Annotated in this window: 19 protein-coding genes; 9 read left to right on the top strand and 10 right to left on the bottom strand. The window is 67.3% G+C overall.

Features of this window, described 5'->3' with window-relative positions:
• Positions 1–302: 302 nt before the first annotated feature.
• Positions 303–980, top strand: coding sequence for a DUF1028 domain-containing protein (locus AC05QJ_RS20980; RefSeq protein WP_476743197.1), 678 nt, complete (start codon positions 303–305; stop codon positions 978–980).
• Positions 973–2,133 carry an acetylornithine deacetylase gene (argE, locus tag AC05QJ_RS20975; protein WP_476743196.1) on the top strand — a complete coding sequence of 387 codons (1,161 nt, stop codon included), beginning with the start codon at positions 973–975 and terminating at the stop codon, positions 2,131–2,133. Before AC05QJ_RS20980 ends, argE begins: the two co-directional genes overlap by 8 nt.
• A gap of 92 nt (positions 2,134–2,225) precedes the next feature.
• Here the strand turns inward: argE and AC05QJ_RS20970 are convergent, their stop codons facing one another.
• The 3 genes from AC05QJ_RS20970 to galB are packed head-to-tail and all read right to left on the bottom strand — an operon-like array spanning position 2,226 to position 4,755.
• Positions 2,226–3,305 carry a 4-oxalomesaconate tautomerase gene (locus tag AC05QJ_RS20970; RefSeq protein ID WP_476743195.1) on the bottom strand — a complete coding sequence of 360 codons (1,080 nt, stop codon included), beginning with the start codon at positions 3,303–3,305 and terminating at the stop codon, positions 2,226–2,228.
• Positions 3,302–4,024 carry a 4-carboxy-4-hydroxy-2-oxoadipate aldolase/oxaloacetate decarboxylase gene (locus tag AC05QJ_RS20965; RefSeq protein WP_476743194.1) on the bottom strand — a complete coding sequence of 241 codons (723 nt, stop codon included), beginning with the start codon at positions 4,022–4,024 and terminating at the stop codon, positions 3,302–3,304. Before AC05QJ_RS20965 ends, AC05QJ_RS20970 begins: the two co-directional genes overlap by 4 nt.
• Positions 4,021–4,755 carry a 4-oxalmesaconate hydratase gene (galB, locus tag AC05QJ_RS20960; protein ID WP_476743193.1) on the bottom strand — a complete coding sequence of 245 codons (735 nt, stop codon included), beginning with the start codon at positions 4,753–4,755 and terminating at the stop codon, positions 4,021–4,023. Before galB ends, AC05QJ_RS20965 begins: the two co-directional genes overlap by 4 nt.
• Before the next feature lie 314 nt (positions 4,756–5,069).
• Between galB and AC05QJ_RS20955 the strand changes: the two genes are divergently transcribed.
• The gene (locus tag AC05QJ_RS20955; RefSeq protein ID WP_476743192.1) at positions 5,070–6,287 is read left to right on the top strand and encodes a LysR family transcriptional regulator; all 1,218 of its coding nucleotides are present in this window, start codon (positions 5,070–5,072) and stop codon (positions 6,285–6,287) included.
• On the opposite strand, the gene AC05QJ_RS20950 is transcribed toward AC05QJ_RS20955, so the two are convergent.
• The 3 genes from AC05QJ_RS20950 to AC05QJ_RS20940 all read right to left on the bottom strand — a co-directional run bounded on the left by AC05QJ_RS20950 (position 6,266) and on the right by AC05QJ_RS20940 (position 10,254).
• The gene (locus AC05QJ_RS20950) at positions 6,266–7,531 is read right to left on the bottom strand and encodes an OprD family porin (RefSeq protein ID WP_476743191.1); all 1,266 of its coding nucleotides are present in this window, start codon (positions 7,529–7,531) and stop codon (positions 6,266–6,268) included. The genes AC05QJ_RS20955 and AC05QJ_RS20950 overlap by 22 nt on opposite strands.
• A 103-nt stretch (positions 7,532–7,634) precedes the next feature.
• Positions 7,635–8,894, bottom strand: a complete 1,260-nt coding sequence (locus AC05QJ_RS20945) for a gallate dioxygenase (RefSeq protein WP_476743190.1) — start codon at positions 8,892–8,894, stop codon at positions 7,635–7,637.
• 22 nt (positions 8,895–8,916) lie between these two features.
• Positions 8,917–10,254, bottom strand: a complete 1,338-nt coding sequence (locus AC05QJ_RS20940; RefSeq protein WP_476743189.1) for an MFS transporter — start codon at positions 10,252–10,254, stop codon at positions 8,917–8,919.
• A gap of 272 nt (positions 10,255–10,526) precedes the next feature.
• Between AC05QJ_RS20940 and AC05QJ_RS20935 the strand changes: the two genes are divergently transcribed.
• Both AC05QJ_RS20935 and AC05QJ_RS20930 read left to right on the top strand, forming a co-directional pair.
• Positions 10,527–11,240, top strand: coding sequence for an alpha/beta fold hydrolase (locus AC05QJ_RS20935; RefSeq protein WP_476743188.1), 714 nt, complete (start codon positions 10,527–10,529; stop codon positions 11,238–11,240).
• 83 nt (positions 11,241–11,323) lie between these two features.
• Positions 11,324–12,445 carry an MFS transporter gene (locus AC05QJ_RS20930; protein ID WP_476747979.1) on the top strand — a complete coding sequence of 374 codons (1,122 nt, stop codon included), beginning with the start codon at positions 11,324–11,326 and terminating at the stop codon, positions 12,443–12,445.
• A gap of 223 nt (positions 12,446–12,668) precedes the next feature.
• On the opposite strand, the gene AC05QJ_RS20925 is transcribed toward AC05QJ_RS20930, so the two are convergent.
• Positions 12,669–13,976, bottom strand: a complete 1,308-nt coding sequence (locus AC05QJ_RS20925; protein WP_476747978.1) for an alginate export family protein — start codon at positions 13,974–13,976, stop codon at positions 12,669–12,671.
• 187 nt (positions 13,977–14,163) lie between these two features.
• A complete protein-coding gene (locus AC05QJ_RS20920; protein WP_476743187.1) occupies positions 14,164–14,955 on the bottom strand; it encodes an ABC transporter ATP-binding protein in 792 nt (263 codons plus the stop codon).
• Positions 14,956–15,078: 123 nt separating this feature from the next.
• On the opposite strand from AC05QJ_RS20920, the gene fepB reads away from it, so the two are divergent.
• The 4 genes from fepB (at position 15,079) to AC05QJ_RS20900 (ending at position 18,396) form a co-directional block, all read left to right on the top strand.
• Entirely contained in the window at positions 15,079–15,978 is a 900-nt protein-coding gene (gene fepB / locus AC05QJ_RS20915) for a Fe2+-enterobactin ABC transporter substrate-binding protein (protein WP_476743186.1), read from the top strand.
• A gap of 12 nt (positions 15,979–15,990) precedes the next feature.
• Positions 15,991–17,022, top strand: a complete 1,032-nt coding sequence (locus AC05QJ_RS20910; RefSeq protein WP_476743185.1) for a FecCD family ABC transporter permease — start codon at positions 15,991–15,993, stop codon at positions 17,020–17,022.
• Positions 17,019–18,053, top strand: a complete 1,035-nt coding sequence (locus AC05QJ_RS20905; RefSeq protein ID WP_476743184.1) for a FecCD family ABC transporter permease — start codon at positions 17,019–17,021, stop codon at positions 18,051–18,053. The genes AC05QJ_RS20910 and AC05QJ_RS20905 overlap by 4 nt, the downstream gene beginning before the upstream one ends.
• 61 nt (positions 18,054–18,114) lie before the next feature.
• Positions 18,115–18,396, top strand: a complete 282-nt coding sequence (locus AC05QJ_RS20900; RefSeq protein WP_476747977.1) for a hypothetical protein — start codon at positions 18,115–18,117, stop codon at positions 18,394–18,396.
• Between the two features lie 190 nt (positions 18,397–18,586).
• Here the strand turns inward: AC05QJ_RS20900 and AC05QJ_RS20895 are convergent, their stop codons facing one another.
• Positions 18,587–19,915 (bottom strand): M20 metallopeptidase family protein, encoded by a 1,329-nt coding sequence (locus AC05QJ_RS20895; RefSeq protein WP_476743183.1) that lies wholly within the window; start codon positions 19,913–19,915, stop codon positions 18,587–18,589.
• A 16-nt stretch (positions 19,916–19,931) separates the two neighbouring features.
• On the bottom strand, positions 19,932–21,116 hold the full coding sequence (locus AC05QJ_RS20890) for an acyl-CoA dehydrogenase family protein (protein ID WP_476743182.1): 1,185 nt from the start codon (positions 21,114–21,116) through the stop codon (positions 19,932–19,934).
• Positions 21,117–21,128: the final 12 nt, after the last annotated feature.

Genomic DNA, 21,128 nt, shown 5'->3' with positions numbered 1-21,128 from the left:
GTCCATGCCCTGTCTTGTAGGCGTTGTTGTTCAGAGCGGTCGATGAACCGCCGTTGCCTGGGGCCAGACTAGGGACGGTGGATTTTTCGCGAAAATAGTAATTAGCGAGGGATTGCCGACAAAAAAGCGAAGGCCCTGTAGATCGGGGCTTGCAGCCGGTTTTCACGGCGCTTCGGGGCTGAACAGGTTTTAGCTATGGCCCGACCATATTTTTCATCGTTTTCCTGTCGCCGGCCGTCCCGCACCATCTGCTCCATCTCGCCGCAACAGTGGCCGCACGGGCGGCCCTCCAAGGAGCACACATGACCTTTTCCATCATTGGCCGCTGCGCAGAGTCCGGCCAGCTCGGCATCGCCATCAGTTCCTCCAGCATCGCCGTCGGCGCGCGCTGCCCCTGGGTCCGCGCCGGCGTGGGGGCGGTCTCGACGCAGAACATCACCCTGCCGGCCCTCGGCCCGCAGATCCTCGACCTGCTGGAGAGCGGCCAGGTGCCGCCCAGGGAGGCACTGGAGCGGGTGCTGGGCACCAACGGCTGGAGCGAATACCGCCAGGTCACGGTGATCGACAGCAACGGCCAGGTGGCGCTGTTCACCGGTCAGGAAGCCCTCGGCGTGCACAACGCAGTAGCCGGTGAGCAGTGCGCGGCGGCGGGCAACCTGCTGTCCAGCCGCGAAGTGATCGACGCCATGGTCACGGCTTTCGAAAACGCCCACGGCCTGCTGCCCGACCGCCTGCTGGCGGCCATGCACGCGGCCATGGCCGCGGGTGGCGAAGCCGGCCCGGTGCATTCGGCGGCGCTGAAAGTGGCGGGCGACCTGACCTGGCCGCTGGTGGACCTGCGCGTGGACTGGGCCGACGACGACCCGATCGGCCAGCTCGACGGCCTGTGGCAAGCCTACCGCCCGCAGATGCAGGACTACGTCACCCGCGCCCTCGACCCGACCGCCGCCCCCAGCTACGGAGTGCCGGGCGATGAGTGAGATGAGCAGCCGCGACCTGCTGGGGCGGCTGATCGGCTTCTCCACCGTCAGCCGCGAGTCGAACCTGGAACTGATCGCCTTCATCCGCGATTACCTGGCGGGTTTCGGCGTGGACAGCGAACTGTTCCACAACGCCGAAGGCACCAAGGCCAACCTGTTCGCCACCCTCGGCCCGCGGGACCGTGGCGGCGTGGTGCTGTCGGGGCACACCGACGTGGTGCCGGTGGAGGGCCAGGCCTGGACCGTCGACCCCTTCGCCATGAGCGAGCGCGACGGCAAGCTGTATGGCCGGGGCGCTGCCGATATGAAGGGGTTCATCGCCTCGGTGCTGGCTGCGGTCCCGGCGTTCGTCGCCGAGCCGCTGCGCATCCCGGTGCACCTGGCGTTTTCCTATGACGAAGAAGTGGGTTGCCTGGGCGTGCGCTCGATGCTCGCCGATCTGGAGCGGCGCCCGCACAAGCCGCTGATGTGCCTGATCGGCGAGCCCACCGAACTGAAGCCGGTGCTGGGCCACAAGGGCAAGCTGGCGATGCGTTGCCAGGTGCACGGCGCTGCCTGCCATTCGGCTTATGCGCCCTATGGCGTCAACGCCATCGAATACGCAGCGCGGCTGATCGGCAAGCTGGGCGAGATCGGCGAGCGGCTGGCCGGGCCGGAGCACCACGACGAGCGCTTCGACCCACCGTTCTCCACGGTGCAGACCGGCGTGATCAACGGGGGCAGGGCGCTGAACATCGTCCCGGCCGAATGCGAGTTCGATTTTGAAGTGCGGGCTCTGCCGGGCTTCGACGCGCAGGCCGTGGCCGACGAACTGGGGGCCTGGGCCGAGGCCGAGCTGGTGCCGAAGATGCGTGCGGTGCAGCCTGATACCGGCGTGCGTTTGCAGCCGCTGAGTGCCTATCCGGGGCTGGCGACGGCGGCGGACAGCGAGGCGGCGACGTTGCTGGCGTTGCTCAGCGGCTCCAGCGATTTCGGCACCGTGGCCTTCGGTACCGAAGGCGGGCTGTTCGACCAGGCGGGGATTCCCACCGTGGTCTGCGGGCCGGGCAGCATGGACCAGGGCCACAAGCCGGACGAGTTCGTCAGCCTGGAGCAGTTGCAGGGCTGTGATGCGATGCTGGGGCGGTTGGTGGTGTATTTGCGGGGGGCGTGAAACCCGAGGGCCTCATCGCCGGCAAGCCGGCTCCCACAGGGTGGACTGCCCCAACCCTTGGAGCGTCGAACCGCAGCGATGAGGCCCTGACGTCAATCAGCGATCCAGACTTCCCGGTTCACGCACACCGCCCCATCGAACAGCAACCGCGCCGTCCGGACCAGTCCGCAACTGACGATCCTGCCGCCTTCCTGGCGAATCTCGACACTGAACTCGCCACTCGGATGCTCCACCGATACCCGCTGCAGCAACCCCGGTTGCAGCCGGGCCAACGGTCGGGCCACGGTGCCTTCGATCAGGCAGGCGGTGGCTGCACTGACCGCACCGAACACGCCGATGGAGGCATGACAACGGTGCGGAATGAAGGAGCGGGTGGCGATGCTGCCGCCCGCTGTCGGTGCTGCCACCAGGCACATCTTCGGCACATTGCGCTGGCGGACATCGCCCAGGTTCATGCGCGGACCGGCCTGCAGCCGGATCGACTCCAGCCGCGCCTTCAGTTCGTCATCGGCGTCCAGTTGCTCGCGGCTTTCATAGCCGCTGCGGCCCAGGTCCTCAGCCCGTACCAGCACCACCGGCATGCCGTTGTCGATGCAGGTCACTTCCACGCCGTCGAAGCGGTCCCGCGCCGAGCCGGTAGGCAGCAGGCTGCCGCAACTGGAGCCGGCCACGTCTTCGAACGCAATGACGATGGCCGCGCCGCTGCCCGGCACGCCGTCGATGCGGGTATCGCCGGCATACTCGACCACGCCGTCCGGGGTGGCGACGGTGGCGACGGCGATCTGCCCGGTGTTCTGCATGAAGATCCGTACCGGCGTGCTCGCGCCACTCACCGCCACCAGCCCGCGCTCGATGGCGAACGGACCGACAGCGGCGAGGATGTTGCCGCAGTTCTGCCCTTCATCGACCCGCGCCTCGTCCACCAGCACTTGGGCGAACAGGTAATCGACATCGGCATCCGGCCGTGCGCTGCGACGGATGATCGCCACCTTGCTGGTCAGCGGGTCGGCTCCGCCGATGCCGTCGATCTGCCGTGCATCCGGCGAGCCCATCACCGCCAGCAGCACGCGGTCGCGGCGGTCGCGCTCGGCGGGCAGGTCGCTTTCGAGGAAGAACGCGCCTTTGGAGGTGCCGCCGCGCATCAGCAGGCAGGGAATGCGCAACTGGCTCATAGGCGGTTTTCCAGGTCGGCGAGGCTGTCGACGTAGACCAGGCCTTTCTCTTCCAGGCGCGGGCGCATGTTGTAGATGTCCAGGCCCAGTTCGCCACTGGCCAGGCGCAGGCGTTTCTGTTCTTCCAGCTCGGCCCGGGCAAGGCCTGCCTGGGCTACGTCGCGGGCCTCGCCACGGCGCACCACCACCACGCCGTCATCGTCGGCGATCACCACGTCGCCAGGGTTGATCAATTGCCCGGCGCACACCAGCGGCAGGTTCACCGAGCCCAGCACCTCCTTGACCGTGCCCTGGGCGCTGATGGCCTTCGACCACACGGCAAAGCCCATGTCGCGCAGGGTCTGGCTGTCGCGCACGCCGGCGTCGATCACCAGGCCGCGCACACCGCGGGCCTTTAGCGAGGTGGCGAGCAGGTCGCCGAAATAGCCGTCGCTGCACGGTGAACTGGGCGCCACCACCAGCAAGTCGCCGGGCTGGCACTGCTCGACGGCGACGTGGAACATCCAGTTGTCGCCGGGCGCCACCAGCACCGTCACCGCCGAGCCGGCCACCGCCGTGCCTTGCTGGATCGGCCGCAGGTGCGGCGCCAGCAGGCCCTTGCGGCCCTGGGCCTCGTGCACCGTGGCGACGCCGAGCTGGCCGAGGGTTTCGATCACCTCCGGCTCGGCGCGACGGATATTGCGCACCACGTAGCCGGTCTTGCCGATCAGTTCGCTCATGCCAGGTTCTCCGTGACCCGCGGGAAGAGACTCTGGTAGCCCTCGGCGTAGACGATGTCGCGGCTGGAGGCGATGCCGACGTTGCGCTTGGCCTGCACGCCGCGCTGCAGGGCGACGCGGGTGTAGTACTCCCACAGGTGTTCCTGGCCGGCCATGCACTGGATGGCGGCGTACTTGCGCTCCCAGACCTCGGTGATGTCCAGCAGCACATCGGGGCGCCATTCGCATTGCTCGGGCTGGTGCGGCTCGAAGCTGTACACCGGTGGCGCGCCGACGATTTTCTCGCCGGGGCGGTAGCCTTCAGCCTGGGCGATGATCCGCGCTTCCTGGGTCAGGTTCATGGCCAGCGGGTGGTCGTAGTTGTACGGGTCTTTCTGCGAGTGGCTGAGGACGAACTCCGGCTGCACCCGGCGGAACACATCGGCGAGGCGGAACAGCGTGTCCTTGTCGGCGCGCATCGGGTAGTCGCCGATATCGAAGAACTCGACGCTGGCCCCCAGCACGTCGGCAGCGGCCTGGGCTTCCTGGCGGCGGGCGGCCTTGACCTTGTCCTCGGTCATCTCGCCCTTGCGCCACAGCTTGGCCGACTCGCCACGCTCGCCGAACGACAGGCAGACGATATGCACCGCGTAGCCCTGTTGTGCATGCAAGGCGATGGCGCCGCCGGCACGCCAGACGAAATCGGCGGAATGGGCGCTGACCACCAGCGCGGTTTTCGGGTTCGGATTCATGGGGCAAGGCTCCTGCTGGGTTTTGCCCAAGCATGTCAGCGGCGGTGCTAGCGGAGTAATGCGTAGGGTTGAGGGGGGTATGCGTTTTGCTTATTGGCGGTTTATAGTCCGGACCTTGTAACGCGGGTATACGTCCCTTGTGGGAGCTGGCTTTGCCAGCGATGAGGCCCGACCAGGCAACGGTGCCGGTTGCAATGACGCCATCGCCGGCAAGCCGGCTCCCACAGTAATGGCGCTGGTATTGAACGTTGAGCAAGACAGTTGTACCCACCTGAATGTGTTCCTGGCTGCGAGATGTCTGGAGAACCCGGCTCATGCCCACCGACGAATTGATCAACCTGATGCACGTCCGCGCCTTCGTCCGGGTCGCTGACCTTGGCAGTGTGTCGCGGGCCTGCGAGACGCTGTTCCGCGCCCAGTCGGTGGTGACCCGCTCCATTTCCGAGCTGGAGGCACGCCTGGCCGTGCCGCTGTTCGAGCGCCATGCCAACGGCATGCGCCTGACCGCTCAGGGCGAGCATGTGCTGCCCCGCGCGCGGCGGGTGCTGGCGGAGCTGGACACGGTGCCGCGCCTGCTGGGCAGCGCCGAGCACGTCGAGCCGCTGTACCTGTTCCAGGCCCGGCGCCTGCAGGTGTTCGCCAAGCTCTGTGAAAGCCGCCACATGCAGACCGTCGCCAGCCACTTCGGCCTCAGCCAGCCAGCGGTGAGCGCAGCACTCAAGGTGCTCGAAGGCGGCGCTGGCCAGGCGTTGTTCGAACGCACGCCCCGTGGCCTGCAACCGACCCGGGCCAGCCTGGAGATCGTTTTTCCGATCCGCCGGGCGCTCAACGAACTGCGCCATATCGACACCGACCTCAGCGCCCTGCACGGCAGCCTGCAAGGCGTGGTGCAGGTCGGCGCGCTACCGCTGGGACGCACGCGGATCCTGCCGGAAGCCATCGTCCGCCTTACCGCGGAACACCCCGGCATCCATGTGATCACCAACGAAAGCCCGTTCGACCTGCTGGCCACCGAACTGAGGGCGGGAGATGTGGACTTCATCTTCGGCGCGCTGCGCGGCAGCAGTTACGCCAGCGACATGCACGGCGAGGCATTGTGGTCGGAAGACATGGTGGTGCTGGCGCGACGCGGGCATCCGCTGAGCGGACAACCGCTGAATGCCGGGACCCTGGCCGACGCCGGATGGGTGCTGCCGCGTGCCGGCTCGCCGGCGCGGCAACTGGTGGACGACAGCTTCGCCGCCCAGGGGATGGCGCCGCCGCGGCCACGGGTGGAAAGCGCGGACCTGGCGATCATCCGCGGCCTTTTACTGCGCTCGGACATGCTGGCGATCGTCTCGGCCCATCAACTGCAACACGAGATCGAGCGCGGCGAGCTGTGCATCCTGCCGTTACCGCTGGCCGCCACCACTCGCGCCATCGGCCTCACCAGCCGCAGCGGGAGCCTGCACTCGCCGCTGGCCGAGGCGCTGATGGCGACCCTGCGCGCCGTGGTCGCCGAACTGCCGGCTCAGAGCAGCTTGAACGGGTAGTTGAAGATCAGCCGGTTCTCGTCGAAGCGGGTGCCGCTGCCCCAGTCGCGGCGCTGGCTGGAGTTGCGCCATTTGACGTTGAGGTTCTTCAGCGCGCCGGACTGCACGGTGTAGGCCACTTCGGTCTCGCGGCCCCATTCGCTGCCGTCGTCGGTAGCGGCGTTGTGCACATCGTGGCCTTGCAGGTAGCGGTTCATCAGGGTCAGGCCGGGAATGCCGAGAGCGGCGAAGTCGTAGTCGTGGCGCACCTGCCAGGAGCGCTCGCCGGCGTTCTCGTAGCTGGAGTTGAAGGTGTCGTTGGCCAGCACGCCGCCGCTGGTGCCGTTGACCCGGAACCACTCGTCATCGCCCATGACCTTCTGCAGGCCGACGTAGAAGGTGCTGCCGCCATGCCGCGCCGAGAACAGGCCGCTGGCGGTGCGGTTGTCCAGCTCGCCTGCGCGGGCGGCGCCATCGTCCTTGCCGACGAACCAGCCGAGGTTGGCCCCCAGCACCCAGTCGGCCACGGGCTGGCTGTGCTGCAGCGTCAGGTACTGCTGGCGGTAGATATCCTGCAGTTGCGCGCTCCACAGGCCGACCAGGGTCCGCTCCTGGTTGAAGCGCAGTTCGCCGCCGGCGAAGTTGAAGCGGTCGGAGGTGAAGCCGGGGCGGTTGAACAGCGACATGTCTTCGCGGCTGGCGTCGTTGCGCGGGCTGTTCTGGCGCATCTGGCCGCCGTACAGGGTCAGGCCGTCGATCTCCTTCGAGGTGATCTGCGCGCCCTGGAAGGTCTGGGGCAGCGAGCGGGCATCGTCGGAGCGCAGGATCGGCAGCACCGGCGACCATTCGCCCACCTTCAGTTCGGTCTTCGATAGCCGCATTTTTCCGGCCACGGCCATGCGCCCGTAGTCGTCCGCCGGATGGCCGCCGTCGTGCACCGGCAGCAGTTGCGTGTTGGTGGTGCCCTGGCCGCCGTCCAGCTTGAGGCTGTACAGGCCCAGCACATCGAGGCCGAAGCCGACGGTGCCCTGGGTGAAGCCGGATCTGGCGTCGAGGATGAAGCTCTGGGTCCATTCCTCGGCCTTGCCCTGGCTTGCGCTGTCGACGAAGTTGCGGTTGAGGTAGAAGTTGCGCAGGGTCAGGGTGGTGCTGGCGTCGTCGACGAAGCCGGCGGCCAGGGCTGGCAGCGGCAGGGCGCAGGCCACCGCCAGGGCGTAGGCCACCGCCAGGGCGTTGAGGGTGTTGATGCGGCGGGTCGTTTTCATTGTTGTTGTTATTCCATACGGTGGACACGGCGCTGCCGCCCGGCGCGATGGCGCAGGCAGGCAGCGTCAGGGGTTGTCGCCCCGAAGATCGGGGCGGGGTGGGTCAGTCGGCCTTGCCGGCGACCGAGTACAGCACTTGCTGGTTGCGGGTCTTCATGAAGTCCTGGAGGCTCTGGCCGCGCATGGCGGCGTAGATGTCCAGGTTGGAAATGCCCAGCACCGCGCCGAGTTTTTCCAGCACGAAGAAGATCGCGCCGTAGTGGATCAGCCCGCGCCAGTCGAGGCGGCGCAGCAGATCACGCTCTTCTTCGCTGAGGCCGGCTTCCTCGTACATCGCCTCAGGCTCCCGGAGAAAGCGCGCGCGCCAGTCTGGCTCGATCATCCGGTGCAGGAACTTGTTCAGGCGGTAGCCGCGGGCGCTGCGTTCAAGGGTGAAGGGGTAGGTGCCTTCGAGCGTTTCGGCGCCCGCCAGTTGATGGCCGATATGCGCCAGGTGGCGTTCGTTGACCTCGGCCGGCACCGGCCGGTCGCGGTTTTCCAGGAGCAGGGTGGCGATGCCGGTCATCGACGGCAGGTAGTAGTCGTAATGCAGTTGTTCGACGGTGGCCGACAGCGCGCCGCGCATGATCAGCCAGGTGATCACCTCAGCACCCTCCATGCCGCCAAGGCGGGCGTATTCGGCCTGGGTCAGGCGGGTGAGCTGCACCGGGTCGTTGACGAACAGGTCGATGAACTGTGCGTCCCATTCCGGGTTGTTGAAGCCGCAGCGCTCGCCATGCACCTGGTGCGACACGCCGCCGGTGGCGACGATGGCCACCTTGAGATCTTCCGGGTAACTCTCGATGGCCCGGCGCAGGGCCTGGCCCAGCTTGTAGCAGCGTGCCGCGCTGGGGATCGGGAACTGCAGTACGCCCACCTGCAGCGGCACGATCTCCACCGGCCAGCCGTCCTCGCAGGGTAGCAGTGCCGACATCGGCGAGAAGAAACCGTGGTCCAGCGGCTTGTCGCGGAAGAAGCTCATGTCGAACTCGTCGGCCATCAGACTCTGGCCGATATGCCGCGACAGCGCCGCGTGGCCGCCGATCGCCGGCAGCTCGCGGGGGTTGCCGCCTTCATCGGCGACGCCGTACTGCTCGTCCACACCCAGGGCGAAGGCGCTGTAGTGGTCGAAGAAGAACGAGGTGACGTGGTCGTTGAAGATGTAGAACAGCACGTCCGGCTTGCGCTGTTGCAGCCACGCCTTGACCGGCTTGAAGCTCTCGAAGATCGGCGCCCAGGCGGCTTCGTCCTGCTTGTCGTGGTCGACGGCGAAGCCGATGGTCGGGGTGTGGGAGACGGCGAGGCCGCCAATGATTCGTGCCATGACGAGTTCCTTGAGGTGAAGGTTATTGCGCCAGCAGCGCCTGGCTTGCGCGGCGACGCGCATGGCCGTTGGCGAGGATGGCGGCGGCGGCGATGAACGCCGGCGTGCCCAGCAGGGTGAACAGCAGCGGCAGGCCAAGGCCCAGGCTGAGCACCGCGCCGCCGATCAGCGAACCGAAGATCGCACCGAAACGACCGATACCGAGCATCCAGCTTACGCCGGTGGCGCGGAACTCGGTGGGGTAGTAGCCCGGCGCGAAGGCATTGAGGCCGGTCTGGGCGCCGCTCATGCAGAAACCGGCGGCCAGCACGCCCAGCGCCAGCAGGCTGGAGTCGAGGCTGAAGGCGCCCAGCAGCAGGATGCACAGGCCGCCGAGCACATAGGCACCGGCGATCACGCCGTTGGGGTTGCGCTTGTCCATGATCCAGCCCACCACCAGCGCGCCGACGGTGCCGCCGATCTGGAACAGGCCGGTGATGGTGGCGGCGCGCTCGATGCTCAGGCCGCTGTCGCGCAGCAGGGTCGGCAGCCAGCCCATGGTCAGGTAGATCACCAGCAGGCCCATGAAGTAGGTGGTCCACAGGGCGAAGGTGCCCAGGCGATAGCGCGGGATGAACAACTGGCTGACCGGTGCCTTGCTTTGCAGCGGCGGCTCGGCGACGTGGAAGCGGGTGTCGGCGCTGAAGCGTCCCCCCAGCTTGCCCAGGGCCTTGGCAATCTGGCTGGCGGGGGCCTTGCGCACGGCGAGGAAATGCGCCGACTCCGGCAGCAGCGTCCACAGGAACGGCAGCAGGAGCAGCGGCAGGATGCCGCCGGCCAGCAGCACCGCCTGCCAGCCGTAGGCAGGAATCAGCCACGCGGCGAGGAAACCGCCACCGCCGGAGCCCAGGTTGAAGCCGGTGAACATCAGGGTGATCAGCAGGGCGCGGTTGCGCTCGGGGAGGTATTCGCTGAGCAGGGTGGTGCAGTTGGGCAGGGCTGCGCCGAGGGCGATACCGATGAGGAAACGCAGCCCGGCCAGTTCCCACGGGTTGCGGGCGAAGGCACAGCCGAGGCTGAGCAGGGCGAAGCCGGTGACGGCGATCAGCAGCACCTTCTTGCGCCCGAGGCGGTCGGCGTAGGGGCCGGCCGTCAGCGCACCGATGGCCAGGCCGATCATCCCGGCGCTCATCACCGGACCGAAGGCGGCGCGGGACAGCCCCCATTCCTGCATCAGCGAGGGGGCGATAAAGCCCATGACCGCGACGTCGAAGCCGTCGAACAGCACGATCAGGAAACACAGGCCGAGGATCAGCCACTGGTAGCCGGCCACGGGTCGATTGTCGATCCAGGCTTTCACGTCGACAGATTCATTGAGCATTCGGATTCACCTTTTGTTTTTGTAGGGGTGAACAGCACGCCAGCCTTCGAAAAAACGGATGGCCGGCGTCGAGCCACCTGGCCGCAGTGCGGCGAGGCTTGACTCTAAGGCCGAAGGCATTGGTGCCGCCTCTGGGAAATCCTTAAGGGGGTATCGATTATGTTTATGGGGGTGCTCGCTTGGAGAGTGGTGCAGTGGGTGAAAGCGTACAGTTGCCGACACATTCTGTATAAACTGCCCGGCACCGCTCTAGCCTCAGGAGTTCCCCCGTTTTGTCCGGCAACAACCTCCCGCTCGTCCTGCTTCCCGGTCTGCTCAACGACCACCGCCTCTGGACCCACGCCCAGGCCACCTTCGCCCCGACCCGCGAGGTGCTGATCGCCGACCTGAGCCAGGACCGCTCCATCGTCGCCATGGCCGAACGGGTGCTGGAACAGGCGCCGCCGCGCTTCGCCCTGGCGGCGCTGTCCATGGGCGGCTATGTGGCTTTCGAGATTCTGCGGCGGGCGCCGGAGCGGGTGGCGCGTCTGGCGCTGCTGGACACCATGGCCCGCCCCGACGATCCGGCCCGTGCCCGCGTGCGCCGTGGCCTGCTGGAACTGGCCGGGCTCGGCAAGTTCAAGGGTGTCACGCCGCAACTGCTGCCGCGCCTGATGCATGCCCGCAGCCTCGACAGCGCCGTGCCGCAGATCGTGATGGACATGGCTGATGCCATCGGCCGCGAGGGCTTTATCCGTCAGCAGCAGGCGATCATCGACCGTGCCGACTACCGGCCGTTGCTGGCCGGCATCACGGTGCCGACCCTGGTGCTGTTCGGCGAGCAGGATGAAATCACTCCGCTGGCCGAGGCCCGCCTGATGCACGAAGGTATTGCCGGTGCCCATCTGGAAGTGATCGGCGAGTGTGGCCACCTGCCGCCGCTGGAACATCCCGAGCGCACCAGCGAACTGCTCGGCCAGTGGCTCGACGGTGCGTTCGACGCCTGATTCTGTTTATCCCGCAGTCCCCGGAAGTGTTTGTGAAAGACTCCGCAGCTTCACCCGGCGTGTCCGGTATTTTCCTCCTCGGCCTGCTGCAGATCCTGGTCTGGGGCGGTTCGTTCTTTCTTCTCGCGGTGATGGCCGCGCCGATCGTGGGCGACACCGGCTGGGCCAGCCAGTGGGTGTATGGCGCGCTGTCGCTGAGCTTGCTGGTATCGGCACTGCTGGCGCCGCTGACCAGCCGCCTGATTGCCCGTTTCGGCGGTCGCCCGGTGCTGGCCAGCAGCGGCGCGGTGGTGGCGGCGGGCTTGCTGGTGATGGCCTGGGCGCCGTCGCTGGGCTGGTTTCTGTTTGGCTGGGGCGTGATTGGTGTGGGCATGGCGCTGGGCTTGTACGAGGCGCTGTTCGCCAGCCTTGGCGCGCTGTATGGCGAGAAGGCCGCAGGCGCGATTACCGGTATCACCCTGATTTCCGGTTTTGCCTCGACCCTGACCTGGCCGCTGGTGGCATTGCTGATCGAGCACCTGGGCTGGCGGGCGACCTGCGTGGCCTATGCGCTGGTGCTGTTGCTGAGCGTGGCGCCGCTGTACTGGAAAGCACTGCCTGGCGGTGTCGGCATCCGGATCGCCAGCAAGGTACAGCAGGCCAGCGAAGACCGTGTCGATCCGCAGGTCTACTGGTTGCTGACGGCCATCTTCGCCATCGGCGCGGTGTTGATGACGGCGGTGGCGGTGCATCTGGTGTCGATCCTGCAGGGGCAGGGCCACAGCCTGGTGGCGGCCATCGGTTTTGCGGCGGTGCTGGGGCCGTGCCAGGTGGGTTCGCGGATCGTGCAGATTTTTGCCCGAAAGCGTCATCCGCTGTGGACCACGCTGATTTCGGTGGTGCTGGTGGCGGTGGGCTTGCTGCTGGTGGCGCTGGTGCCGGCGGCGACGTTGCTCGGGCTGGTGCTGTATGGCTTTGGCAACGGGTTGCGGGCGATCGTGCGCGGGCTGTTGCCGTTGGCGCTGATGTCGCCGAGCAACTATGTGCTGCTGATGGGGCGAATGTCCTTGCCGTCCCTGGTGGGGCAGGCAGCGACGCCGCTGGTGGGCGGCTGGCTGCTGCAGGCGGCGGGGCCTGGGGCGGTGCTGGGAGTGATGGCGGGGTTGGCGGCGGTGAATGTGGTGCTGGTGGGGGTGTTGATGCGGCGGTTGCCAGGCGGGGAGTGACTGGCGGTATTCCTGAAGATCGAGCGCCGCCCCGCGCGGCGCATCGCTGGCAACGCCAGCTCCCACAATGTCCGTGTGATGCACAGGCCCATCGCCTGACACAAAGCCATGTGGGAGCCGGCGTTGCCGGCGATGCGCCGTGCGGACGGCGCTCGATCTCAAGAACGCTGGAAAACCTCCGGCAGGCGCCTGGCGGCCATCACCCGGTCTCCGTCAGGTCACCTTAGAACGGCACCGCCACCGTCAACTGGCTATACACATTGGTGCCATTGCCCCCCACCTGATTGCCGCCGGTGCTCTCGTCCTTCTTCGGCTGGTACAGGCCGATCACCGGGCTGATGATCAGGTGCTCGTTCACTGCCCACTCGGCATAGAAGTCCAGCTCGCGGGCATCGAGGTTGAGGGTGTCGCGGGTGCGCAGGGTGTGGAAGTCGAAATACAGCGCGCCAACGGTGAGGTTTTCCAGCGGTGTGGCCTTCAGGCCCACATGGTGCACGCCGGTGTTGCTGTTGAACGGCCCGGAATAGTTGGCCGCCACTTCACCCTGGAACCAGGTGCCGTAGCCGGTGCTGAGGCCGGTGAACAGCGAGTCCCAGCCCTGCGAGTAACGGGTGTAGCGGTAGGTCAGCTTGGGCGCCCAGGCGACGTCGGCGAAGGTGTAGCCGGCTTCGGCGTACCAGGCTTTCTCGGGGCCGGCATCCTTGTCCTGCCAGGCGTATTCGAAGGCGAAGCTGGCGTTTTCGATGCCGGCGCTGCCTTCGCCACGGACGCTGTAGACGTCCATGTTCTCGCGTTCTTTCTGGAAGTCGCTGGCCCACTGGTCGGTGACGTCGAGGCCATGGACCCAGGTCAGGCCAAGGGTGCCGGCGTCGGTGGTGTAGTCCAGGGTACCGGCTGCCAGCTCGGTTTCGGCCTGGGCGCGGTTGTCGGATTTCAACCACAGCACGCTGCCGTGCAGACCGTCCTGGCCGCCCAGTTTCAGCACCGCGGTACGGTCGAAGGCATGGCGGGCGGCCAGGTAGTAGGCGCCACCGCGGTTGAGGGCGCCGTCGGCCGGGCCCTTGCCGAGGTTCGGGCCGTCGTCGTTGATCAGGAAGCCACTACCAATCTTGACCACCTGGCGGCCGGCGGAGAAGTCCACGCCGTCCTTGCCCAGGGCCGGGAACAGATCGCCCGAGCGCCAGCCGAGGAAGGCGTCTTCGATCTTGGTCGTACGCTCGGAACCGTCGGTGTTGCCGGCCGCATCGCCATCGCCCCAGGTCGCCGAACTGACCAGGTTGTAGGTGCCGTACAGCGTGCCGGCGCCGCCCAGGCCCTGGTCGCCGCTGACGCCGTACTTGATGAAGCCTTCGCGCCAGGTCGAACCACCGCTGGTGCCGTCGTAGTTCTTGCGGCTGTTGAACATGCCGTACACGGCGAGCATGTCGGCATTCAGGTGGGTGTCGTCGTCCGCATAGAGCTCGTAGGCCAGTGCCGGTTGCGCGGCGGCGAGCGTGACCAGGCTCAGGCCGACGGCCCGTGCAATCGGCATCAGGCGATGTGGTTTGTCCATTGTTATTCCCCAGTTGTGATTGGCAAATGGCCGCGCCCTGGCCCGGCCCCGTCGGCGAATGCTCCGCGACCGGGGTATTAGGGCGCTGTCTGTGGGGAGACGTCTTGTTTGTGGCTGCCAGCGGGCTTGATTGTCGTCGCCAGCAAGTGGCCAGTACGGTTTTCGCTTATTTCGCGGCGCTGCGCCCCTTGGGCACCAGCAAGGGCGTGCCGGTCACCGGGTCTTCGATGATCAGCGAGGCCAGTCCGAACACCTGCTCCACCAGCGCCTCGGTGAACACCTGGGCGGGAGCGCCACTGGCGACGATCGCACCGTCCTTCATCGCCACCAGGTGGGTGGCATAGCGACAGGCCTGGTTGAGGTCGTGCAGCACCGCGACGATGGTGCGGCCCTGGCGGTTCAGGTCGGCCAGCAGGTCGAGCAGTTCGATCTGGTGGGCGATGTCCAGCCAGGTGGTGGGTTCGTCCAGCAGCAGGATCGGCGTCTGCTGTGCCAGGACCATGGCAATCCACACGCGCTGGCGCTGGCCGCCGGACAGTTCGTGCAACGAGCGCTCGGCAAGTTCAGCGACGCCGGTGGCTGCCATCGCCTCGTTGACCGCCTGCTCGTCGGCCTTCGACCACTGGCGCAGGAACGACTGGTGCGGATAGCGCCCACGGGCCACCAGATCGGCGACGCTGATGCCGTCCGGCGCATTGGCGCTCTGCGGCAGCAGGCCAAGGCGGCGGGCGACTTCCCGCCCGGGGAATTCGTCGATGGGCCGCTGGTCCAGCCACACCTGTCCGGCCACCGGCACCAGCAGGCGGGAGAGGGCGCGCAGCAGGGTGGATTTGCCGCAGGCGTTGGGGCCGACGATCACCGTGAAGGAGCCGTCGGGGATGTCGAGGCTGAGGTCGCTGGAAATGGTCCGCTGCTCGTAGCGCAACGTCAGCGCTTCGGCCCGCAGGCTGTGGGTCATGGACAAAGGGCGCTCTGGAATGATGGCGCCGCAGTATTGCATGTGCGGAATTTATTCCGCAATATGGAATGCGAAACGCTCTCAAATCATACTCTTTCGCATTCCACCTGCCGACCTCGACCGATGAAGAACCTCACACCCCTGCTGCGCCTCGCCACCACCACCCTGGCCCTGATGGCCGGCCTGGCCCAGGCGGTCGAGGTGCCGAAACGCATTGTTTCCACTACTCCCAGCGTCACCGGCATTCTGCTGGCGATGGACGCGCCGCTGGTGGCCAGTGCCGCCACCACGCCGAGCCGGCTGTCCGACGCCAAGGGTTTCTTCACCCAGTGGGCGCCAGTGGCGGACCAGCGTGGCGTGCAGGTGCTGTACAAGAACCTGGTGTTCGACATCGAAGCGGTGGTCGGCCAGGACCCGGACCTGCTGGTGATCTCCGCCACCGGCGCCGACAGCGTGATCCAGCACCGGGGTGAACTGGAAGCCCAGGGCATCAAGACCACGGTGATCAATTACTCCAACCAGAGCTGGCAGGAGATTGCCACCGAACTGGGCCGGCAGACCGGGCTTCAGGCTCAGGCCGCCGCGGCGATCAAGCGCTTCGACGACTACACCGCCGGTGTCGCCGCGCAGATCACTCCACCGACAGGCACGGTCAGCGTGGTGGGCTACAACATCGGTGGCAGTTACTCCATTGCCCGGGAAATCAGTCCGCAGGCGCGGGTGCTCGATGCCCTCGGCTTCAAGGTGGCAGGCCTGCCGGCTGCGCTGGAACCCCAGGTGCAACGCAGTACCGAAGTGGCGTTCATTTCCCGTGAGAACCTGTCGGCGGGCATCACCGGCGACAGCGTGTTCCTGCTCAGTGCCAGCGACGCCGATGTGCAGGCGTTTCTCGCCGATCCGCTGCTGGCCAACCTGCCGGCGGTGGTCAACAAGCGGGTCTATCCGCTGGGACCGAGTTCGTTCCGCATCGACTACTACTCCGGGCGCGAGATGATCGACGCCGTGGCGCGGAACTTCCGCTAGGTGCCTGCCGTGATGCGTGCGCCGCTGACCTTGATGCAGCGTCGGCGGCACTGGCGTGTGCGAGGGTTGCTGGGCGGCCTGGGGTTGCTTGCGGTGATGATGGTGCTGAGCCTGACCTTGGGCTCGCGCACCGTACCACCGACGGAGGTGCTCGATGCGCTGCGCCATTACGACCGGCATAACGACCTGCACCTGATCGTGCGTGAGATGCGGGTCCCGCGCACCCTGGTGGCGCTGCTCGCCGGCATCGCCCTGGGCCTTGCCGGCGCGATCATGCAGGCGGTGACCCGCAATCCGCTGGCCGAGCCGGGCCTGCTGGGCATCAATGCCGGTGCGGCGCTGGCGGTGATCGGCGCTGCTGCAGCATTCGGCCTGTCGAGCATGGCCAGCTACGTCTGGTTCGCCTTTATCGGCGCGGGGCTCGCGGGTGCATTGGTGTTCATGCTCGGCCAGGCCCACGAGACCGCCACCAACCCAGTGCGCCTGGTACTGGCGGGTGCCGGGCTGTCGGTGCTGCTGGCCTCGATGACCGGGGTGATCGTGCTCAACGCGCCGGCCGAGGTGCTCGATCAGTTCCGCCATTGGGCTTCGGGCTCCATCGAGCGTGCCGGCTTCGACGCGGTGGCGGTGCTGCTGGTGGCCGTGCCCGCGGGCGCAGCGGTCGCGCTGGCGCTGGTGGGCAGCCTCAATGCGCTGGCGCTGGGCAACGACCTTGGTCAGGCGCTGGGTGCCAGTGTGCGCAGTACCTGGTTGCTGTCCTGCCTCGCGGTGATGCTGTTGGCCGGTGCGGCCACCGCCGGCGCCGGGCCGATCGCTTTTGTCGGGCTGGTGGCGCCGCATCTGGCGCGGTTGCTGGTGGGGCCGGACTATCGCTGGCTGTTGCCCTATTCGGCGTTGTTCGCGGCGGTGTTGCTGCTCGGCGCCGATGTCCTCGGACGGCTGCTGGGCGGTGCGACCGAAATCGCCGCCGGTATCGTCGCCGCGTTGCTGGGCGGTCCGTTCTTCATCGCCGTGGTGCGCAAATACCGGTTGAACAGCCTATGAGCAAAAGCATTTCGGTGATCCGCCTGGGCGGCGGCTCGTGGCGGTGGCGACCACGGGTGGCGCTGGTCTGCCTGGTGCTGGCGGCGCTGGCCGTGCTGCTCGGGATCTTGCTGCTGGGCATCGGCAGCCTGCCGCTGACGCCGGCGCAGGTGCTGTCCAGCCTGCTCGGCAGCACTGATGACAGCACGGTGCAACGCATCGTCAGCCGGGTGCGCCTGCCACGGGTGCTCACCGCGATTCTGGTGGGCGCGTCGCTGGGCATGGCCGGCTCGATTTTCCAGTCCATCTCGCGCAACGCCCTGGGTTCGCCGGACATCATCGGCTTCACCACGGGCGCGGCCAGTGGCGCCATCGTGCAGATCATCCTGTTCGACGCCGGTCCCCTGGCGACATCCCTGGCAGCGGTGGTTGCCGGGATGCTGACGGCAACCGCCGTGTTCGTGCTGGCCATGAAGGGGCGCAGCACCGGTGGTTACCGGCTGGTGCTGGTGGGGATCGGTGTCGGGGCGATGCTGTCGGGGCTCAATACCGTGCTGCTGGTCAGTGGCGACCTGGACCAGGTGATGACCGCGCAATTGTGGCTGGCAGGCTCGCTGAATACCCGGACCTGGTCCCACGTCACCCCGGCGGCGCTCGGCCTGTTGCTGATCGCACCACTGGCGTTGTACCAGGCACGACGCTTGAACCTGCTGGAAATGGGCGACGACATTGCCAGCCAATTGGGCGTGGCGGTCGAGCGTACCCGCTTGCTGATGGTGCTGGCCGCCGTGGCCCTGACGGCCATCGCCACGGCGGCGGCGGGGCCGATCGCCTTCATTGCCCTGGCCGCACCGCAACTGGCCCGGCGCCTGACGGGCGGCGCGGGTGTGCCGCTGTTGTCCGGGGCACTGATGGGCGCGGTCCTGTTGCTGCTGGCAGACCTGGTGAGCCAGCGTTTTCCGCTGTCGCTGAATATGCCCATCGGCCTGATCACGGGGATGCTGGGCGGCGTTTATCTGCTGTGGTTGCTGGGGCGGAACCGGCGCATGTGAGGGGCTTGGCCTACAGTGAGTGGCAGGTCCGGTCCATGGGAGCAAAATCGTGAAAGTGCAGATGATCGCAATGGCGTTGGTGGTGGTATCGGGCGCGGCCCAGGCCGGCATTCCGCTGGTCAATGCCACCTGCCCCGGCAAGATCGAGGTGCACGCCGACGAGGGCGGGCCGATCTATATCAACGGCAAGGAAGGCAAGCTGAAGAAATTCAACGACAACTATTTCGAAGCCAAGGCGAGCGGGATCACCGTCTCGCTGAGCATCAACCCGGACGGCTCGCCGAGCGTGTCCTACACCGGGCGTAATCGGGCCAATGGGGTGTGTGAGGTGAAGAAGGGCTGACGCAGGCAGGCCGTCGTGGGAGCGGCTTCAGCCGCGATTGGCGCGCAGCGGCCATAAACCCGGTATCCCGGGTGTGTCAGCCTGATCGGGGTGTCAGATTTTGCGACGGCTGCGCCGCCGATCGCGGCTGAAGCCGCTCCCACAGGGGCCACACTGGCAATCGCCCGCAATAGCTAATGATCGGCTGACGTCAGCGCGCCTGCATGTAACTCAAGGTCATCCGGCTCAACGCCCGGATGCCCACCGCCAGGCTTGGATCATCCACCTGGAACCCCGGCGAGTGGGTCGGCCACACCGGTTTGTCGGCCAGGGCCGGCGGGGTCACGCCCATGCGCATGAAGATCCCCGGGATCTGCCGGGCGTATTCGGCGAAGTCGTCGGCGCCGTAGGTGCCGTTGTCGATCTTCACCGGGGTGGTGGACACCTGTTCCAGCACCGGCAGCAGGCGGTCCACCAGCGCGGTGTCGTTGTGTCCGGCGCGGTAGTTGCCGGGCAGGTAGTCGATCTCGGCAGTGGCACCGGAGGCTTCGGCGATGTGCTCGGCGGTGCGGCGCATGCGCTGCAGCACGTCCTCGCGCTGCTCGTCGCTGACGGTGCGGATCGAGCCTTCCAGGCGCACTTCGGCAGGGATGATGTTGTGCCGGTCCCCGGCCTCGATACGGCCCACGGAAATCACCGGCGCCGGCAACACGCTGAGGTTGGACTGGCGGCTGGGGATGGTCTGCCAGGCGAGAATGGTCTGCGCCGCCACCGGCACCGGGTCGATGCCGGTCCAGGGGAAGGCCGCATGGGTCTGGCGGCCCTTGATGCGGGCGACGAAGGTGTCCGCCGCCGCGGTGGTGCGGGTACGGCTGAGGGTAAAGGTGCCCGCCGTGCCGGCGGAGACGTGGATGCCGAAGATCACGTCCGGCGCCGGATTGCTCAGCACGCCTTCCGCGATCATCTGCCGGGCGCCACCGGTTTCGCCCAGGGGCGGGCCTTCCTCGGCGGGCTGGAAAATCAGCTTCAGGGTGCCGGGCAGTTCGTCGCGCCGCGCCGCCAGCACTTCGGCCACGCCCAGGGCCATGGCCATGTGCGCGTCGTGGCCGCAGGCATGCATCACCCCGACTTCCTTGCCACGGGTGCGGAAATCGCCGCTCTGGTCCACCACGCGGACGGTGGAGGCGTAGGGCAGTCCGGTCTGCTCGGTCAGCGGCAGGGCGTCCAGTTCGGCGCGGATCGCCACCACCGGGCCCGGTTTGCCGCCACGCAGGATGCCGACCACGCCGGTGTGGGCGACGCCGGTCTGCACCTCCAGGCCCAGCTCCCGCAGGCGCCGGGCGATGCGCTTGGCGGTTTCTACCTCGCGGTTGCCCAGCTCGGGATGCTGGTGGATCTGATGGCGCAGTTCGATCACCCCCGGCAGCGCCTTGGCGATGCGGGCGTCGAGGTCGGTCCAGTCCGCCGTCTGCGCGGCGCTGGCCGGCCCGGTGAGGACACCGAGAAACAGGGCGAACAGTGTCTTGCGAAACGGCGGCATGGCGGCTCTCCGTGGCTCAGTAGGTAAACGCGATCGGCGGAGGGTTGCCGTTCACCAGGTAGTCACCGATGGCCTTGTACTTGTAGGCCACGGCATCGTGGGTGGTGTGGGTGCGGGCGTTGCGCCAGTGGCGGTCGAAGTTGTAGCGCGCCTGGGTGGTGGCGGCGCCGCCCACTTCGTAGAGGCGCTCGCAGACATGCAGGGCGGCGCGGGTCGAGGCGATCTTGGCCTCGGCCACGGCGATGGACGAGCGCGCCAGCAGAGCGTCCAGGTCGTCACCGGCCAGGCGGCCTTCCAGCTGGCTGCGGGCGGCGAGGTCGACGGTCAGCGCGGCTTTTTCCACCAGCGCCTCGGCGCCATGGATGGCGGCGGCCAGGTCACCCACCGTGTGCAGGATGTACGGGTCATTGCGGGCCTGGTCGACACCGCTCTCGCGCACCGGGCGCGCGCCGGTGCGCGACCATTCCACGGCGTCGTCCAGCGCCGCCAGGCCGATACCGATGTCGATGGCGCAGTGGATCAACTGCGCGCTGGCGCCGATGTAGTTGCGCCGCTGGTACCACTGGGCCAGGGGAATCACCTGCTCCGGCTGCACTGACACATTGGTCAGCAGCGTGGTGCCGCTGGCGGTGATGCGCTGGCCCATGCCGTCCCAGTCGTCCAGCAGTTCGATGCCGGGGGTGTTGGCCGGCAGCATCACGTAGACGGCGTTGCCGTCCTCGTCCACCGCCTGGATCTTCAGCAGGTCGGCGAACAGGCAGCCGGTGCTGTAGAACTTGCTGCCGTTGAGTACCAGGCGCTCGCCCTGGCGTTCCAGGCGGGTGTGGATCTCGCCGCGGAACTTGCCGCCGCGTTCGGCGATGGCTCCGGACGACAGTTGCCGCTCGGCGAAGGCGCCGAGGTAACGGCGTTGCTGGTCTTCGTTGGCGATCAGGCGCAGGTGCTCGACGGTGGCGAAGTGCGGAAACAGCGCTTGCGCCACGCTGGGGTCGGCCTTGGCCAGGGTGATGAAGAGGCGCGCCACGTCCAGCTGGCTGACATCGCCGCCGCCCAGATGCAGCGGGACGCGGGCGGCGCCCAGGCCGGACTGGCGGATCAGGTCCAGTTGCTCGAAAGGCAGGATGCGCCGCGCATCGCGTTCGGCGGCGCCAGGCTGAATGTGGGTGGCCAGTTCATTGGCCAGTGCCAGGTAGTCGGTCATGAGTCAGTCTCG

It is taken from the genome of Pseudomonas sp. TUM25319, assembly GCF_056388475.1.
The sequence above is the reverse complement of the archived record's forward strand: the minus strand, read 5'-3'. Positions and strand labels throughout refer to the sequence as shown.

Coding starts and splice junctions, on each gene's coding strand:
- AC05QJ_RS20925 (WP_476747978.1), bottom strand. CDS start 13,976: ATGCCGATTGCACGGGCCGTCGGCCTGAGCCTGGTCACGCTCGCCGCC.
- AC05QJ_RS20980 (WP_476743197.1), top strand. CDS start 303: ATGACCTTTTCCATCATTGGCCGCTGCGCAGAGTCCGGCCAGCTCGGC.
- fepB (WP_476743186.1), top strand. CDS start 15,079: ATGAAGAACCTCACACCCCTGCTGCGCCTCGCCACCACCACCCTGGCC.
- AC05QJ_RS20940 (WP_476743189.1), bottom strand. CDS start 10,254: ATGCTCAATGAATCTGTCGACGTGAAAGCCTGGATCGACAATCGACCC.
- AC05QJ_RS20920 (WP_476743187.1), bottom strand. CDS start 14,955: ATGACCCACAGCCTGCGGGCCGAAGCGCTGACGTTGCGCTACGAGCAG.
- argE (WP_476743196.1), top strand. CDS start 973: ATGAGTGAGATGAGCAGCCGCGACCTGCTGGGGCGGCTGATCGGCTTC.
- AC05QJ_RS20945 (WP_476743190.1), bottom strand. CDS start 8,894: ATGGCACGAATCATTGGCGGCCTCGCCGTCTCCCACACCCCGACCATC.
- AC05QJ_RS20905 (WP_476743184.1), top strand. CDS start 17,019: ATGAGCAAAAGCATTTCGGTGATCCGCCTGGGCGGCGGCTCGTGGCGG.
- AC05QJ_RS20895 (WP_476743183.1), bottom strand. CDS start 19,915: ATGCCGCCGTTTCGCAAGACACTGTTCGCCCTGTTTCTCGGTGTCCTC.
- galB (WP_476743193.1), bottom strand. CDS start 4,755: ATGAATCCGAACCCGAAAACCGCGCTGGTGGTCAGCGCCCATTCCGCC.
- AC05QJ_RS20955 (WP_476743192.1), top strand. CDS start 5,070: ATGCCCACCGACGAATTGATCAACCTGATGCACGTCCGCGCCTTCGTC.
- AC05QJ_RS20950 (WP_476743191.1), bottom strand. CDS start 7,531: ATGAAAACGACCCGCCGCATCAACACCCTCAACGCCCTGGCGGTGGCC.
- AC05QJ_RS20970 (WP_476743195.1), bottom strand. CDS start 3,305: ATGAGCCAGTTGCGCATTCCCTGCCTGCTGATGCGCGGCGGCACCTCC.
- AC05QJ_RS20890 (WP_476743182.1), bottom strand. CDS start 21,116: ATGACCGACTACCTGGCACTGGCCAATGAACTGGCCACCCACATTCAG.
- AC05QJ_RS20965 (WP_476743194.1), bottom strand. CDS start 4,024: ATGAGCGAACTGATCGGCAAGACCGGCTACGTGGTGCGCAATATCCGT.
- AC05QJ_RS20900 (WP_476747977.1), top strand. CDS start 18,115: ATGATCGCAATGGCGTTGGTGGTGGTATCGGGCGCGGCCCAGGCCGGC.
- AC05QJ_RS20910 (WP_476743185.1), top strand. CDS start 15,991: ATGCGTGCGCCGCTGACCTTGATGCAGCGTCGGCGGCACTGGCGTGTG.